Consider the following 15,556-nt stretch of genomic DNA (forward strand, 5'->3'; position numbering starts at 1 on the left):
CCTCCATCCTAGACTTGGTGAGTATGAGCAATACATCTGACAGTCAGGCACTCCCGCGCGTCGCGATGCTGGGGGTCGGATCCATGGGCGGAGCGATTCTCGCGGGCCTCCGAGGCCCGGGCGAGCACACCAGTGGCCCCATCACGGTGACGGTGAATTCGGTGGCCAGCGCCGCCGCGTTTGCGGATGCCGATGATGTCGTTGCGTATGCGGCTGAGGAGACAGCGGAAGCTAACCGCTGGGCTGTGCGCGGGGCCCAGCTCGTGATTCTGGCGGTGAAACCCTGGCTCATTCACGACGTTTTGCGCGAGGTCGCTGACGATCTCGAACCCGAGGCCATCGTGGTGAGCGTCGCCGCTGGCATCACCACCGCCAGCATGGAGGCCATCGTGCCCGCAACTGTGTCCGTGGTGCGCGCCATGCCCAACACGCCCGCGAATGTCGGCCGAGGGGTCACTGGGGTGGCGGGGGGTGCCTCAGCAAGCGCAGGCGCGGTTGATGTCGTGCGCCGACTTTTCCAGACCGTTGGAGCGGTCATCGTGCTGGGGGAGGAGCGTCTCGATGCACTCGGTGCGGTGTCGGGATCGGGTCCTGCGTACCTGTTTCTCTTCGTTGAGGAGTTTCAGGCTGCCGCCGAACGGCTCGGATTCTCGGCCGAGGAGGCCAAGGTGCTGGCCCAGGGCACCGTGATGGGTGCCACGGAGCTATTGTCGCGATCCACTGAGAGCCCTGCCCAGTTGCGTCGCAATGTCACGAGCCCGAACGGCACCACCGAGCGTGCAATCGAGGTGTTGCAAAGCGGCGAGTGGGGTGCGCTGTTCGACCGCGCCTTTGCCGCGGCAATGGCGCGATCTCGGGAGATCGCGCAGGGATAGACACCTACGCGATCGCCGCGAAGCGCTCGACGTCAGCTCCGGCACCCGACACGATGATGAGGTCGTGTGTCGAGATCACCGTGTCTTGCGTGGCGTGCGTGAAAGGCTGCCCTGGAGTCTTCACGCCGACCACCGTGATGCGATAGCGCGTGCGCACCCCGCTGGCCTTGAGCGACAGGCCACGGATGGATCGCGGCGGGTACATCTTTGCGATGACGTAGTTGTCGTCGAACTGTATGAAGTCGAGCATGCTGCCGCTCAACAGGTGGGCAACGCGCTCGCCTGCCTCGCGCTCGGGATAGATCACGTGATTCACGCCGATGCGCTCGAGGATCTTGCCGTGCGACTGCGAGATCGCCTTGGCCCAGATCTGCGGCACACCCAGGTCGACGAGGTTGGCGGCGATGAGCACACTCGCCTCGATCGAGGCGCCAGTGGCCACGACCGCGATCTTGAAGTCCGCTGCACCGATCTGGCGCAGCGCCTCAATCGACTTGGCATCTGCCTGCACCGCGTGGGTGACTCGGTCAGACCACTTCTGCACGAGGGCAGCATCGGTATCGACCACGAGCACCTCGCGGTCTTGGCGGTCGAGTTGACCGGCGGTCGCGGCGCCGAAGCGGCCGAGCCCGATCACGATTACGGGTGCGTCAGAGCGGATGTCAACCAACGATCGGCCTTTCTTCGGGCAAGCGGAACATGCGGCGGCGACTGGTTGCCGCGATGGCGGCGGCGAGCGTCACCGTACCGACACGCCCCGCCCACATGGTGGCGGAGAGCACGTATTTTCCAGCATCCGGGAGCGCCTCGGAGACCCCCGTGGAGAGGCCACAGGTGCCAAATGCCGAGATCACCTCGAACAGCACGAGGTCGAGGGGGAGCTTGGTCATGTGCAAAATTGCGATCGATGCGGCTGCCACGATAGTGGATCCCCAGATCACGATCGAGACAGCAAGGCGGAGCACCTCGGTTGGGATCCGCCGCTCAAACGCCTGCATGTCTTGGTAGCCGCGAGCCTCGGCGTACGCCGCCAGGAAGAGCACGGCGATCGTGGTGACCTTGATGCCGCCGGCGGTGGAGGCCGATCCACCCCCGACAAACATGAGCATGTCCATCACCAGAAGGGTTGACCCGTTCATCTCGCTCGGATCCATGATGCCGAGTCCGCCCGAACGCGTCATGACTGAGGTGTAGCCAGCCGACATGATGGTCTGCCAGAAGCCCTGACTGCCGAGCGTTTGACTGTTGTTGTATTCGAGTGCGCCAATGCCGAGCCAACCGAGGAACACAAAGGCGATCGTCGTGGTGAGCGTGAGCTTTGCGTGGAGGCCGAGCCGCTTGTTGCGCTTCCATCCACGACCAGCGACCATGCGGTAGAGGGCGAAGATCACCGGGAACCCGATGCTTCCCAGAAATACCCCGACGGCGAGCACCGTCAGCAGGTAGAAATCGGTCGCGAACGGTTCGAGGCCGCTTTCGATGGGGACGAACCCGGTATTTGTGAAGGCTGAGGCGGCGAGGTAAAAGCCGTTCCACAGGGCAGAACCGAACCCGAACCCCTCCATCATCAGCCGGGGAACGATCAGCAGCGTGAGTGCCGCCTCGATCACGAGCAGGCTGACAGCAACCGCAGCGAGCAGGCCGCCGATATCGCCGAGACCCACGGCCTGACTCTCGCTGGTGCCCTTACTCGTGCGCGCCGGGTTCGTATCTGCCGCAGCGAGGAGCCGCTGGCGCAGACCGAGGCGACGGGTGACAGTGAGCCCGAGCATGCTCGCGAGGGTGAGAACCCCAATTCCGCCGATCTGGAACCCGGCGAGAATCACGATGTTTCCAAAGACAGACCAGTGCGTCGCCATGTTGACGGTGGTGAGGCCGGTCACGCAAATGGCAGAGACCGCGGTGAAGAGTGCGTCAGCGAGTGGGGTGATCTGTCCAGTCGCGCTCGCGAGGGGAAGGGAGAGCAGCGCGGTCCACAGCAGGATCAAGGCACTGAACACCAGCAGGGCGAAGCGGGCAGGTGAGGATTCGATCAGGGCGTGCAGCCATGATTTTTGTGTCAGTGGTGCCGAGCCTCGACGGGCCCATACGTGCGCCCTCACACAACCTTCTTCCCGTAGTTCGCACCCGGTTTGGCGAGTTTGCCGCAGGCCGCAGCAACCGCACAGGTCATGCTACAACGCGAATTGCCTTTGCTCAGATACCCTTGTGGCTATGCCAGACATATTCGGGGTCATCGCGGACGCGACCAGGCGCGATATTTTGCAGGTACTCCTCGAACGGCATGTGCAGGATTCAGAGATCAGTGTCTCTGAAATCGTGTCTCAGCTTGAGATGAGCCAACCCACCGTCTCGAAACACCTCAAGGTATTGAGAGAGGCGGAGTTGGTCTCGGTTCGGGAAGAGGGGCAGCATCGTTACTACTCGCTCAACCCCGAGCCGCTCGAGATGATCGAAGATTTCGTCATCCCGTTTCTTTCGGCGGGTTTTGACACTGAGGTGACCGTCGAATACGTGTCGGAGTCTGGCGAGATTATGACCGACCCCGAGGGGCGTTTCGGCGGCGGCTACGGCGACGAAACCGATGATGAGGAAGTGCTCCCCGACTCAACGGCCGCTGCGGCGGAGCGGATTGGGCGTGTCGCCGCGCGCGCTGAGCACCGCGTAAAAGAGCTCGTAGCCCGCTTCAAACTGCGGGAATAAGGTGTTCGGAGGGGGCTTCGCGATCCACTTCTGAGGGCGCGGTTCGCGCTCGCACTCCCGTCGCGGTATTATTGATGTTTTGTGGGCCACAAACTGGCGGCCCTATAGACGTTGTGAGGTTACCGTGGGTTCAGTCATCAAGAAGCGTCGCAAGCGCATGTCCAAGAAGAAGCACCGTAAGTTGCTTCGTAAGACGCGTCACCAGCGCCGCAACAAGAAGTAGTCAGCGCGCCATACGGCGCGTTGATGGCGGGCGTCGGGCTCTGCTCGGCGCCTTTGCTATGCCTGAATGTCTTGCCGCGGCCTAGACTGGTTGCGTGTCGAAACCTGTTGCCATCACCCTGCTTTCCAAGCCGGGGTGTCACCTGTGCGACGACGCGCGCGCCGTGATCAACGGAGTCTGTAACGAACTCGCAGGGCGGGGCATCGTCGCGACGCTCGACGAACACGACATCCTCGCCGACCCCGAGCTCGCGCGGCTGCACGCAGAAGACATTCCCGTGGTGCTTATCGGGGGCAGACGCCACGCGATCTGGCGCGTCGACGCGCAGAAGCTCACTCGGGCGGTCGAGCGTGCGTCGGGCTGGCGCGGCGTGTTCTCGCGTGCCACTTAGAAATGTGGATCGCTCGGCGATCCACAAACACACCGTACCCGCACTACAACCCGAAGGAACCCCATGACCCTGCGCCACGTTGTCACCTGGAAGCTCAGCGGCGAGAGTCGGGAAGCGCGTGACGCGCAGGCCACCGAGATCATCGCGGCGCTGTCGCCACTCGCCGAGACCGTGCCGAGCGTGCGGGCCATCTCGGTGCACCGCAACGACCTGTTCGATGGTGACAACTGGGACGTGACGCTGATCGCCGACTTCGACGATGCCGAGGGGCTCGCCGCGTACGTGGTGCACCCCGAACACGTTGCCGCGGGTGCAGTCATCAAGCGGCACGCGGCGGGTCGCGTGGCTACCGACTTCACGGTGTAGTCGGTGGCACCCGCTCCGACGCGCTTCCCGGTCGCTGGTGACGTCGCGGCGCTCACCCTGCATGACGGCAAGCTGTGCGTGTTGCTCGTCGAGCGGAAGTTCGAGCCGTTCGTGGGGCAACTGGCGCTCCCCGGTGGATTCGTCGAGCCCGGGGAGATGATCGAGGATGCGGCACGGCGTGAACTCGCCGAGGAAACGGGCCTCACCGACACGCCCGGGATCTTCGTGCAGCTCGGGGCCTACGGGCTCGCCCATCGCGACCCACGCGGCGACACGCTGAGCGTCGTGTACCTCGCGATCTCGGAGGAGTTTGCCGAGGTGAGCGCCGGCGACGACGCGGCGACCGCTGATTGGTACCCGGTCTTTCTGGCACTTTCGCCCGGGCAGCTTGCCTTCGATCACGAGCGGATTCTGCGTGATGCACTCGCTCGGGCCGCTGAGCTGCTCGGCACCGGCGGATCCGCCGTGGATCTCGACCCTACGTTCGTGCGCGACATGTGCGCCGCGCTCGCGGCGCACGAATCTTCCCCGAATTGAGGCAGGCATGGCATTCACCATCACCGACGGCGGCATCGAAACGGTGCTTACCGAACGGCTCGGTCAGGAGCTGCCGGAGTTCGCCGCGTTTGTGCTGCTCGGTACTGACGAGGGGCGCGCCGCGCTGCGCGAGTACTATCGCCCGTTTCTCGAGATCGCGGCGACCACCGGCACCCCAATCGTGCTCGACACGCCCACCTGGCGCGCGAATTCAGACTGGGGGGCTGCGCTGGGGTACGACGCGCTGGGGCTCGCGCGGGTAAACACAGAGGCTGTCGCACTCACTCGTGAGTGCGCGTGCGAATTCGGTGCTGGTGCCGCCGTACAGATCGGGGGCTGCGTTGGGCCGCGCTTCGACGACTGGGTAGCCGAGCAGCGCATGACGGCTGATGCGGCGGAGGTGTACCACGCGCCGCAGGTGCGAGCCCTCGCAGGGGCCGGGGTGGATCGCATCACCGCCGTCACTATGCAAGACGCTGCCGAGGCGACGGGCATCGTGCGGGCAGCCAGGACGCTCGGAGTGCCGGTCGTCGTGTCGTTCACGGTCGGTGCCAACGGGCGTCTGGCCGATGGGGCCACGCTGGGCGAGGCGATCCACTCGGTGGATGTTGCGACGGGTGGCTACGCCGGTGGCTTTCTCGTGAATTGCGCCCACCCGAGTGAGGCGGTCAGAGCGATTGAGGTGACGTCAGGCTGGCAAGACGCGAGTTCCCTGCCACTGAGCGAGGTTCAGGCCGCTGATGGTGCGAAGACGCTGGCGGATCGCCTCGTCGGGTTCCGCCTCAACGCTGCGGTACACGGAGACGACGCGCCGGGGGATGCCCCCGAGGCGTTCGCGACCGGAGTTGCCAGTCTGCGAACCCTCGCGCCCGCAGCCCAGACGTTCGGTGGCTGTTGCGGCACCGATGCGCCACACATCGCGGCGCTTACCGCTGCGCTGAGCGCTAGGTCGGAGCGGCCGTGAGGCGGCGTTCGAGCTCGTCGAGAATGACATCGAGCCCGTAGCTGAACTCGTCGGTGAAGACGTAGTCTCGCCCGGAGGTGAGCGTCGTCACGAGCTCGGCGAGGTGCGGATATTGCTCGATCAGCGGCATGAACTCGTTAGCGAAGTCACCCGCAGACTCGCTCGCCGACGGGTCGAACGGCAGGCTCTGCTCGGTGAGGGCGAAGCCGTAGACGTAAGCGTCGATCGCTGAGAACGCGTGCGAGGCGAGCATCACGGAGAAGCCGCCCCGGCGAAGGCAACCGATCACCGCGTCGTGGTGGGTGAGGAGGGCGGGGCCCGGGTTGGCCCGAGATTCAATCAGTCCGAGCGCCCAGGGGTGAGCGGTGAGCACTGCCCTGGCCGAGGCGGCCCTTCTCACCATTCCCGCGCGCCAACTGTCTTCCGGCGTGGGCAGCTCGATCTGCGCAAAGACCCAGTCGACGAGGGCATCGAGGAGTTCGTCCTTGTTCGCGATGTGGTGGTAGAGCGACATCGCCTCGACGCCCAGCTCGCGACCCACGCGCCGCATGCTGACTCCGGTCAGGCCACCGCTGTCTGCGGCAGCGGCAGCGGCCTGCACGATGCTCGCTCTGCTGAGCGGTGTCCGTTGCTGCATTCTGCCTCCTTGCGTTCTTACGACTGTAAGGTTACAGTACTCCTGACGGCTTACAGGTGTAAGGAGAGAACATGCAGGCAGCAGTGGTGCGGCGGTACGGGGCGCCCGAGGTAGTCGAAATTATGGATCAGCCCACGCCCGAGCCGAAGCGCGGCGAGGTGCTGGTGCGTGTCGAGGCGGTCGCCGTGACTGCGGCCGACGGACGTCTGCGGGCTGGGCGCTTCCCCCGCGGCTTCGGTGTGGTGGCGAAGCTCGGCTTCGGGTTCACTGGACCGCGCACGCACGTGCTCGGCATCGCCTACTCCGGCGTGATTGAGCGGGTGGGCGAAGGGGTCACCGGCTTCGCTCCAGGTGACGAGGTCGCCGGCATGAACGGGAAGACGCTCGGCATGCACGCCCAGGTTGCGGCGGTGCCGGTGGATCGCGTCGCTCTGAAGCCCGCTGGCCTCAGCCACGCAGACGCGGCCGGGGTGCTCTTTGGCGGCACCGCGGCGCTCTATTTCTTGCGGGATCGAGCTGGGCTGAGGCCGGGTCAGACCGTGATGGTCAACGGGGCCTCTGGTGCCGTGGGCAGCGCGGCGGTGCAGCTCGCGCGGCATTTTGGCGCCACTGTGACCGCCGTCACGAGCGCAGCGAATGCGGAACTCATGCGCCGAATTGGTGCTGAGTCGGTCATCGACTATTCCGTCACGCCGGTCGCCGAACTTGCGGCGCTTGGCCAGAGCTACGACGTGGTGTTCGACGCTGTCGGAAACATCGACCGCGAGTTGGGCCTCAGCCTGTTGGGCCCGGACGGCACGCTCGTGCTCGCAGCTGCTGACCTCGTCGACACGGTGCGTGCGCGCGGTCGAGTGGTCGCGGGCGTCGCGCCGGAGCGCCCCGCTGACTTCGCGGAGCTCATGCGTCTGGTTGTTGAAGGGCAGCTCGATCCACTGACCCGCAGCCTGGGTTCGCTCAACGCGCTCGTGGAAGCGCACCGCATTGTCGACTCGGGCCATAAGGGGCTCATCGCATTTGTGAGTGTAGATACGGTCTGAACCCGCCAGCCTCAAGGAGCGACCGGGCGATGTAGTTCGTGAGGTTCCTAAACCCCAGCGCGGACCCGCGGAGGTGCTCGAGCCTGCCGTTGATCGCTTCGGTTGGTCCGTTCGATGTCCTCGGGTGATCGAAATACGCGAGGATGTCCACCCTTCGCCGGTCGAGCGTGTACGCGAGTTTCCGGAGCTCGGTGAACCTGGCCGGCGTGGTCTGTTTCACCGTGTCGATGATTTCCCGTAACCGCTTCCGGCCGAGACCTGCGAGCTTCTCCCGGTACGCGGCGACGACTTGCTGGTACACGCGCCATGCCCGCCACACATCCCCATGACGGGGGTCAGCGAACACCGCATCAAGCCTCGCTTGCTGCTTTACGGTGAGGAACGCCTCCCCGGTTCTGAGGACCCGCCGCACCCCGTAGAGCGGGTCTTTCGCGCGGCCCCGATGCCCAAGGGTTTCCTGTTGCACCCGCTGCCTGGTGCGGTCGAGCATGTCACCGGCGAGCTGGACAACATGGAACGGGTCCATCACCTCGACGGCATCAGGGAGGTGCTCTTTCGATGCGGTCTTGAACCCGGTGAACCCGTCCATCGCGACGACCTCGATCCCGTCACGCCAAGCTTGTGTGCGCTCACTCAGCCAGCGACTGAACACCTGCTTCGAGCGACCCGGCACCATGTCGAGGAGCCTGGCCGGGCCGCGTTTCTCACGTACCGGGGTGAGATCGATGAGCACGGTGACGTATTTGTCTCCGTAGCGGGTGTGCCGCCACACATGCTCATCAACACCGATCACCGTGACCCTGTCAAACCGGGCCGGGTCGCTGATCAGCGCCCGGTGACCCTCGGCCAGGATCGCGGTGTTCGCGGTGTGCCAAGACACCCCGAGATTCGCGGCCGTGCGCGACACGGTGAGGTGATCGATCACGACCGCTTCGAGCGCGAAGCGCAGCCCTGCCCGGGTGATTTTCGCCCGTTCCGGCGCGACCATGCTGGTGTCTTCACGCCATACCTTCCGGCACCAATCACACCGGTATCGGCGCACCCGGATCTGGAGCGTCGTGGCACGATGCCCGAACGGGGTATGCGCCAAGGTCCGCGTCACGGTATCGCGCAGCACGCCCTCAGCGCCACACCGCCGACACCACGGGTCGGGCTCGATGACGCGGCAGTCCAGCACGACCCTGCCGGGCTCGAATCTTTGCCCGACCGCGGTCAGGCCGAGCTCATCAAGTCGGCAGAAAGTCGTGAGATCGGCAGGTTGGAAGGTAGCGTGGTGCATGTCGAGGTCTTTCGGATGGGGAGCGTCAGAACTTCCATCATCGGGAGACCTCGACCCATCTCCACGGCACCACACCGCGGAGCACTTCTACACTCTTAAATGCGAAGAGCCCCATAAGGTCGGCAACATCGTGGTGCTCCCGAACGCGCAGTAACTTCTCCGCGCAACTGGAGTGCGTGAGGGAAACGCGCGTTTACCCCTTAGGGGAGCAACCGTGTTGGTCCCCGAAACAGGTAGGCCCGCCGAGCTCAGTGTGACGATCATTTCTGATCGTCACGCGAGGTGAGCCGAGGTCGTCCCGACCTCGGGTGGTCACCTTCTGTTTAGGGGAGCAACCGTGTTGGTCCCCGGAAGAGGTACGTTACCTCACGGATCGACGACTGCTGCAGTAGTAGCATCAGCACGCGACCGAGACCCATGCCGAACCCGCCGTGCGGGGGCACGCCGTAGCGGAAGAAATCGAGGTAGAAACCGAGCTCGGCAGGATCCATCCCCTTCTCGATCGCCTGCTTCTCGAGTACGTCGATGCGGTGTTCACGCTGCGCCCCGGTTGAGATCTCAACCCCGCGGTAGATGAGGTCGTAGCTCTTGGTGAGCTCGGCGTCGCCCTCGTGACGCATGTGGTAAAACGGGCGGATCGACGAGGCGTAGTCGGTGAGAAACACGAAGTCGTGCCCGAACTTCTCCTTTGCGTAGGCCGCAATCTGGCGCTCGCCCTCGGGGTCCATGTCGGCATCGGCGCGAGGCACCTCGTAGCCGCGCTCCTTCACGATTTCTTTCGCCTCGGCGAGCGGGATCCGCGGGAACGGGCGCGACGGCACCTCAACCTCAATGCCGAAGAGCTTGTGGATCGCCTCCCCGTGCTTCTCCTTCACCGCTGCGAGGCCGGCAACCATGAGCTCCTCGTGCAGCTCCATCACATCTTCGTGCGAGTCGATCCAGCTGAACTCGGTGTCGATCGAGGTGAACTCGGTCGCGTGGCGCGAGGTGAACGAGGGGTCGGCGCGGAAGGCCGGGCCCACTTCGAAGATGCCGCCGAAGCCTGCGGCCTGCGCCATCTGCTTGAAGAACTGGGGGCTCTGAGCAAGGTAGGCGGTGCGCTCGAAGTACTCGACCTCGAAGAGCTCGGCGCGCGACTCGGATGCACTCGCCATCAGCTTCGGGGTCTGGATCTCGATGAAGTCGCGCTCGATCCACACCTGGCGCAACGCGTTCAGGAAGGTGGTCTGGATGCGGAAGATGAGGTTCTGCTCGGGGCGACGCAGGTCGAGGAAGCGCCAATCCATGCGCACGTCAAGGCCCGAGTCTTCGGCAACCGGGTTGTCGGGAAGCGCGCTCGCGACGACCTCGATCTCTTCGATCTGGATCTCGACCCCGCCGAGCTTCACACGCTCGTTGTGCTGCAACTCGCCCGTCACCGAGACGAAGGTGCCGTGGGTGAGATCGCTGATGGTCTGGGTGCGAGGCACCAGGATGTCAGAGCGTGGGTTTTCGGGGTCGGCCTCGCGCAGCACGCCACCGTTCACGAGCTGCACGGCGCCGCTCTCGTCGCGCAGCACGACGAACTGCACGTAGCGTTGGTCGCGCACCTTCTCGACCCATCCGGCCACTCGCACGGGGCCGTCGGTACGCGCGGCCAGGTCCTTGATCAATACACGCTCAGTCACCCGGCCAGTCTACTCGCGTCGGTGGTGCGGCGCTTCGCGCGCTGGCTTGCCGTGTGCGTTGCCGCTTCCGTCTCGCTCCGGTCCCCCGCAGCCCTCGGGTGGACGTGTGCGCAGGGTTGAGACGCGCCGAACCCTGCGCGAACGTCCACCCCGACGGACTGCGCTCGGTGTCATGCTGCGCTCGATATCGTGTCGCGCGGGATCAAGGCGAGCGACGGGAGTTCACAGGCGGGGCAAACCTAGAATGGCTGTGTGAGCGACAAACTCTTGCACCTGGTGCGTCATGGCGAGGTACACAACCCCGATGGCGTTCTTTACGGTCGCATGCCAGGGTTTGGGTTGTCAGAACTCGGCGCGCGCATGGCCGAGTCCGCGGCGCTCGAATTGGCCGCGGCTGACCGGAAAATCGGTCGGCTGATCGCTTCGCCGCTGATGCGCGCGCAGCAGTCGGCAGACCCGATCGCGCAGACCTTCGGCCTCGAGACCGCGACCGACGAACGCATCATTGAACCAACCAATGCCTTCGAGGGCCAGGTCAACCGCGGTGGGGCAGCCTTCAAGAACCCGCGCTACTGGTACCGCTTCTGGAACCCGTTGCGCCCCAGCTGGGGTGAGCCCTATCGCAGCATCGCGACCCGCGTGCGCGAGGCGATGAATGAGGCGTGGGAGTCGACCCGCGAGGGCGACATCGTGATGGTGAGCCATCAGGCTGTGATTTGGGCCGCGCATCTTGACGTTGCCGGCAAATCGCTCGCGCACAATCCTGCGCACCGGCGCTGTGCGCTCTCGAGCATCACGAGCTTCGAGCAGCGGGGCGGGCGCTGGTTCGAGGTCGACTATCGCACTCCCGCGGCCGACTTGCTGGGCGACGCGATCGATATCGGGGCGGTATAGCGGTGAATATGTTTGATGGTGCATATGGTGGATCGCGGCGCGGCGGGGGAATTCGCCGCACCCGCGCCCTGGCGACTTTGCTCGCGCTGCCCCTGGCTGCCGCGCTGGGGCTTGGGCTCGCGGGATGCTCGACGGGTGAGGCCGACACGCTTGCGCAGCAGTGGGAAGATTCGGGCGAGAAGGGCTTCGTCTCGGGCGACGGTTCGTCGCTGAGTATCGCCCCCGCCGAGCGCACTGAGCCGGTGGAATTCTCGGGCATCACCGAGTATGGTGACGAGCTGGGGTCGGCCGACACACTGGGCTCGGTCACCGTGGTGAATTTCTGGTACGCCGGATGCGCTCCCTGCCGCGCCGAAGCGCCCGACCTGGTTGCCGCGTACGACGAGTTCGCGCCGCAGGGTGTGCAGTTTGTTGGGGTGAATACGCGCGATCAGAGTGCTCAAGCAACTCAGTTCGCCAAGGAATTCGGAGTCCAATACGCCTCGATCATGGATTCTGCCGGGGGCCGAGCGGTGCAGCGGGCGTTCGCTGGTCAGGTGCCGCTCAACGCGGTGCCGACCACGCTGGTGCTCGACACCGAAGGGCGCGTCGCCCATCGGGTGCTGGGGCAGCTCGCCGGGGAATCGCAGCTGCGCACCCTGATCAACGAAACCCTCGCTGAGGGCTAGCCAGATCCACTTAGCGGCGTATGCCGATCGGTACATGTTTCGATTCTGAAGGAGCTAGCGCGTGGATGTGACTGATCTCGTGGCGGACGGGCAACTGCTCGTCGCCTCCGTGATCGCACTCGCTGCCGGTCTCGTCTCGTTCGTCTCCCCGTGTGTGTTGCCGCTCGTGCCGGGGTATCTCGCCTACGTCAGCGCCTCTGCCAGCTCCGCAGGCGGGACCTCGGGAAACGGAACGCTCCTCACCGATGCCCGACGCACTCGCCGGCGCATGGTGTTCGGCGCACTGCTGTTCGTGGCCGGATTCACCGCGGTGTTCGTCGCGATCCTCTCACTCGCGGGGAGCGTCGGCTCGTGGCTGATTCAGTGGGAAGACCCGATCACGCGCATCATGGGGGCTCTCATCATCGTCATGGGCCTCGTATTCATCGGCGCGTTCGGTCGAATGCAACGCACTACCCGGTTGAAACTCAAGCCACGCCTGGGCCTCGTGGGCGCACCGCTGCTGGGTGCCGTATTCGCGATCGGCTGGACCCCGTGTATCGGACCGACGCTGTCGGTCATCGGCTCACTCGCACTGCAGGGTGGTACGGCTGGGCGCGGTGCCTGGCTTGCCCTGATGTATAGCATTGGGCTCGGTGCGCCATTCGTGCTCGCCGCCTTTGGGTTCGGGTGGATGACCACCGCGACCAACTTCTTCAAGCGTCATATTCGCACGGTAAACCTCATCGGCGGCGTGCTGCTGATTATCATCGGGGTACTTATGCTCAGCGGGGTATGGATCCAAATCATGTATGCACTCCAGGCGGTGATGTCGAGCTTTGTCCCGGCCATCTGATTACGAAGACGGACGTGGCGGACGCGGTTCCGCCACCGTCGAATCCCCCGAACTCGGCCTACGCGGCTGGGGTCGCTGGTTTTGGCGACAGCTCACCAGCATGCGTGTCGCGCTCATTTTGCTCCTGCTCCTCGCGGTCGCGACGATCCCGGGTTCCCTGGTGCCGCAGCGCGGCGCCGACCCGAATGGCGTGCTTCAGTACGAAGCGGATCATCCCGAGTTGTTCCCGATTCTCGATGCGTTCCCGATCCAGGCGTTCGACGTGTACTCGTCGGTCTGGTTCTCATCGATCTACCTCTTGCTCTTCATTTCGCTCATCGGCTGCGTTCTGCCGCGCATCATCCACCATTGGAAGGCCCTTCGCAGCGCTCCACCGCGCACACCCGCGAGGCTCCAGCGCATGGCCGGATTCGCCGAGCAGCGGCTCTCAAATCCGAACGCGACTGATGCCGAGCGTGAAGAGTTCGCCGAGCGCGCGATCGCCGAGGCACAGGCGATCCTGCGCCAGCAGCGGTACCGCGCCGAGGTGCAGCGATCCACCAGCCGAAGTGGGCAGCACGAGATCTCGGTGTCGGCCGAGCGCGGGTATCTGCGCGAGACCGGAAACCTTGTCTTTCACCTCGCGCTCGTCGGGGTGCTCGTGAGCGTGGCCATCGGGGGTGCCTTCACCTTCAACGGCCAGAAGGTGCTGGTCGAGGGCGAGACGATGGTCAATCAACTCATCGACTATGACTCGGCGACTTCAGGCACCTCGTTCAGGGACGCGAGCCTGGAGCCGTTCGGCATGCGGCTTGACTCGCTCGAAGTCGACTACGTTACCCCGGAGGACGGGAATCTCGACGCGATCGGCCTGGTGCGCGAGTACCGCGCTAATGTCACGCTGATCAATCCCGATAGCAGCGAAGTGATCGACGTGATCCGCGTGAATCACCCGCTTCGCGTGCACGGTTCGCCGATTTATCTCATCGCAAACGGGTATGCACCGACGCTTACGATTCGCGATGCGGGCGGCGAGATCGTCTACAGCGAGTCCATGCCTTTTATCCCGCAAGATCAGAACCTCACCTCGCTCGGCGTGATCAAGGTGCCGTTTGGGCTTGACTTCGAGGGGGAGCCGACCCAGCTCGGCCTGCGCGGGTTTTTCTACCCATCAAAGGTTGATCTTGAGTCGGGTGCGTACACCTCCAACTACCCAGATCTTACGAACCCGGTGCTGACGCTCGACGCGTTTGTGGGCGATCTGGGTATTGATGCGGGCCTGCCGCAGTCGGTCTATGCCCTCGACACCGCGAACATGGAGCAGCTCACCGGGCGCGCGGTCAATGCTGATTCGATCGAGCTGACTCTCGGCGACACCGTGGATCTGCCCGGCGGCATGGGCACCATCACGTTCGAGGCCTCCCCGCGGTACGCCTCGTTCGACGTCATGCAGAACCCAGCCCAGGAGTGGGTGCTGATATTCGCGCTGCTCGCCCTCGCGGGACTCGGGGCATCGCTGTTCGTGCCGCGCCGCCGCATGTGGGTGAAGGCGCTTCCCGTGGCCGACGGCGTGGTGCTGCAGTACGCGGCGCTCGCGCGTGGCGATGACCCGGCGCTCGAGCGGGCGACGGAGCAGCTGCGCGACAACCACCGCGCCCGGCTGTAGCTCGCGCTACTACTTCGCGTCGGAGGCCGACTGCGCCTTCTGTGAAAAGTAGACCGGGATCAGCGACAGCAAGATGATGATCGTCGCGACCACGTTCACCTGGTTGGCCTCGTTCGGGCGCGCCATCTGGTTCATGAACCAGAGCGGCAGCGTCTCCACGCCGGGAGGGGCGGTGAAGATGGTCACCACGACCTCGTCGAACGACAGCGCAAAGGCCAGCAGGCCACCCGCAATGAACGCGCTCCGAAACTGGGGGAAAGTCACGAGGCGGAACGTCTGACCGAGGCCAGCGCCGAGATCCATCGAGGCCTCTTCAAGGTTGGGGTTCATGCGACGCAGCCGGGCGATCACGTTATTGAACACCATCACCACGCAGAAGGTGGCGTGCGCGATGATCATGCCCGCGTAGCCCACTTTGATGCCGATCGGGTCAAGCACCTGGTAAAACGTGTTCGACAGCGCGACACCGGTGACGATGCCCGGCAGGGTGATCGGAAGGATGATGAGCAGGTTGACCACGTCGCGGCCAAAGAACTTGAACCGCTGCAGGGCGAACGCGGAGAGTGTACCGAGCACCAGCGCGATCGCGGTGGCGCCGAGCGCTACCACCACCGAGTTGAAGACGGCGGCGTGCACGGCGGGGTTCGTGAGGGCCTTCTCCCACCACACGAGTGAGAAACCCGAGATGGGCCACCCGGCGATGCGGCTGGGGTTGAAGGAGTTCATGACGATCACGAGCAGCGGCACGTACGTGCTGATGATCACGAGCGCAGCGATGACGGTGAGGGTGATCTTGGCGCCTCGGCCGAGTCTCAACATTGCGATTCCCCTTCGG

At 64.7% G+C, this 15,556-nt stretch carries 18 protein-coding genes; 12 read left to right on the top strand and 6 right to left on the bottom strand.

Going from position 1 to position 15,556, the window contains the following annotated elements; genetic code table 11:
• Window positions 1-23: 23 nt before the first annotated feature.
• Window positions 24-875: a pyrroline-5-carboxylate reductase gene (proC, locus tag ACTNFK_RS01975; RefSeq protein WP_433645784.1), complete on the top strand. Its 852-nt coding sequence runs from the start codon at window positions 24-26 to the stop codon at window positions 873-875.
• Between the two features lie 4 nt (window positions 876-879).
• On the opposite strand, the gene ACTNFK_RS01980 is transcribed toward proC, so the two are convergent.
• Window positions 880-1,545: a potassium channel family protein gene (locus tag ACTNFK_RS01980; RefSeq protein WP_435937220.1), complete on the bottom strand. Its 666-nt coding sequence runs from the start codon at window positions 1,543-1,545 to the stop codon at window positions 880-882.
• Complete coding sequence (locus ACTNFK_RS01985; protein WP_435937232.1) at window positions 1,538-2,911, bottom strand: TrkH family potassium uptake protein; 1,374 nt, start codon at window positions 2,909-2,911, stop codon at window positions 1,538-1,540. The genes ACTNFK_RS01980 and ACTNFK_RS01985 overlap by 8 nt, the downstream gene beginning before the upstream one ends.
• Before the next feature lie 178 nt (window positions 2,912-3,089).
• Between ACTNFK_RS01985 and ACTNFK_RS01990 the strand changes: the two genes are divergently transcribed.
• From ACTNFK_RS01990 to ACTNFK_RS02015, 6 genes are all read left to right on the top strand, one after another.
• Window positions 3,090-3,578 carry an ArsR/SmtB family transcription factor gene (locus tag ACTNFK_RS01990; protein WP_435937221.1) on the top strand — a complete coding sequence of 163 codons (489 nt, stop codon included), beginning with the start codon at window positions 3,090-3,092 and terminating at the stop codon, window positions 3,576-3,578.
• Window positions 3,579-3,702: 124 nt separating this feature from the next.
• Window positions 3,703-3,801 (top strand): 30S ribosomal protein bS22, encoded by a 99-nt coding sequence (locus ACTNFK_RS01995; protein ID WP_005504750.1) that lies wholly within the window; start codon window positions 3,703-3,705, stop codon window positions 3,799-3,801.
• A gap of 94 nt (window positions 3,802-3,895) precedes the next feature.
• Window positions 3,896-4,192 (top strand): glutaredoxin family protein, encoded by a 297-nt coding sequence (locus tag ACTNFK_RS02000; RefSeq protein ID WP_435937222.1) that lies wholly within the window; start codon window positions 3,896-3,898, stop codon window positions 4,190-4,192.
• A gap of 63 nt (window positions 4,193-4,255) precedes the next feature.
• The gene (locus tag ACTNFK_RS02005; RefSeq protein ID WP_433645780.1) at window positions 4,256-4,558 is read left to right on the top strand and encodes a Dabb family protein; all 303 of its coding nucleotides are present in this window, start codon (window positions 4,256-4,258) and stop codon (window positions 4,556-4,558) included.
• Between the two features lie 3 nt (window positions 4,559-4,561).
• Window positions 4,562-5,095, top strand: coding sequence for an NUDIX domain-containing protein (locus ACTNFK_RS02010; RefSeq protein ID WP_435937223.1), 534 nt, complete (start codon window positions 4,562-4,564; stop codon window positions 5,093-5,095).
• A 7-nt stretch (window positions 5,096-5,102) separates the two neighbouring features.
• On the top strand, window positions 5,103-6,059 hold the full coding sequence (locus ACTNFK_RS02015; RefSeq protein WP_435937224.1) for a homocysteine S-methyltransferase family protein: 957 nt from the start codon (window positions 5,103-5,105) through the stop codon (window positions 6,057-6,059).
• Here the strand turns inward: ACTNFK_RS02015 and ACTNFK_RS02020 are convergent.
• The gene (locus tag ACTNFK_RS02020; RefSeq protein ID WP_435937225.1) at window positions 6,040-6,696 is read right to left on the bottom strand and encodes a TetR/AcrR family transcriptional regulator; all 657 of its coding nucleotides are present in this window, start codon (window positions 6,694-6,696) and stop codon (window positions 6,040-6,042) included. The genes ACTNFK_RS02015 and ACTNFK_RS02020 overlap by 20 nt on opposite strands.
• A gap of 71 nt (window positions 6,697-6,767) precedes the next feature.
• Between ACTNFK_RS02020 and ACTNFK_RS02025 the strand changes: the two genes are divergently transcribed.
• Window positions 6,768-7,733: an NAD(P)-dependent alcohol dehydrogenase gene (locus tag ACTNFK_RS02025; protein WP_435937226.1), complete on the top strand. Its 966-nt coding sequence runs from the start codon at window positions 6,768-6,770 to the stop codon at window positions 7,731-7,733.
• Here the strand turns inward: ACTNFK_RS02025 and ACTNFK_RS02030 are convergent.
• Window positions 7,702-9,012, bottom strand: a complete 1,311-nt coding sequence (locus ACTNFK_RS02030) for an ISL3 family transposase (RefSeq protein ID WP_435936741.1) — start codon at window positions 9,010-9,012, stop codon at window positions 7,702-7,704. The two genes, ACTNFK_RS02025 and ACTNFK_RS02030, sit on opposite strands and share 32 nt — an antisense overlap.
• Window positions 9,013-9,335: 323 nt before the next feature.
• Window positions 9,336-10,679 (bottom strand): aspartate--tRNA(Asn) ligase, encoded by a 1,344-nt coding sequence (gene aspS, locus ACTNFK_RS02035; protein ID WP_435935994.1) that lies wholly within the window; start codon window positions 10,677-10,679, stop codon window positions 9,336-9,338.
• A 252-nt stretch (window positions 10,680-10,931) separates the two neighbouring features.
• Here aspS and ACTNFK_RS02040 point away from each other — a divergent pair, with 252 nt between their 5' ends.
• The 4 genes from ACTNFK_RS02040 (at window position 10,932) to resB (ending at window position 14,721) form a co-directional block, all read left to right on the top strand.
• Window positions 10,932-11,573: a histidine phosphatase family protein gene (locus ACTNFK_RS02040; RefSeq protein WP_433645774.1), complete on the top strand. Its 642-nt coding sequence runs from the start codon at window positions 10,932-10,934 to the stop codon at window positions 11,571-11,573.
• Between the two features lie 8 nt (window positions 11,574-11,581).
• Entirely contained in the window at window positions 11,582-12,241 is a 660-nt protein-coding gene (locus ACTNFK_RS02045; RefSeq protein WP_435936166.1) for a TlpA family protein disulfide reductase, read from the top strand.
• Window positions 12,242-12,302: 61 nt separating this feature from the next.
• Window positions 12,303-13,076 (top strand): cytochrome c biogenesis CcdA family protein, encoded by a 774-nt coding sequence (locus tag ACTNFK_RS02050; RefSeq protein ID WP_435935995.1) that lies wholly within the window; start codon window positions 12,303-12,305, stop codon window positions 13,074-13,076.
• On the top strand, window positions 13,060-14,721 hold the full coding sequence (resB, locus tag ACTNFK_RS02055; RefSeq protein ID WP_435935996.1) for a cytochrome c biogenesis protein ResB: 1,662 nt from the start codon (window positions 13,060-13,062) through the stop codon (window positions 14,719-14,721). Before ACTNFK_RS02050 ends, resB begins: the two co-directional genes overlap by 17 nt.
• Window positions 14,722-14,730: 9 nt before the next feature.
• Here the strand turns inward: resB and ACTNFK_RS02060 are convergent, their stop codons facing one another.
• Window positions 14,731-15,540, bottom strand: a complete 810-nt coding sequence (locus tag ACTNFK_RS02060; protein WP_433645770.1) for an ABC transporter permease — start codon at window positions 15,538-15,540, stop codon at window positions 14,731-14,733.
• Window positions 15,541-15,556 lie beyond the last annotated feature (16 nt).

It is taken from the genome of Leucobacter fengyongliangi, assembly GCF_052386045.1.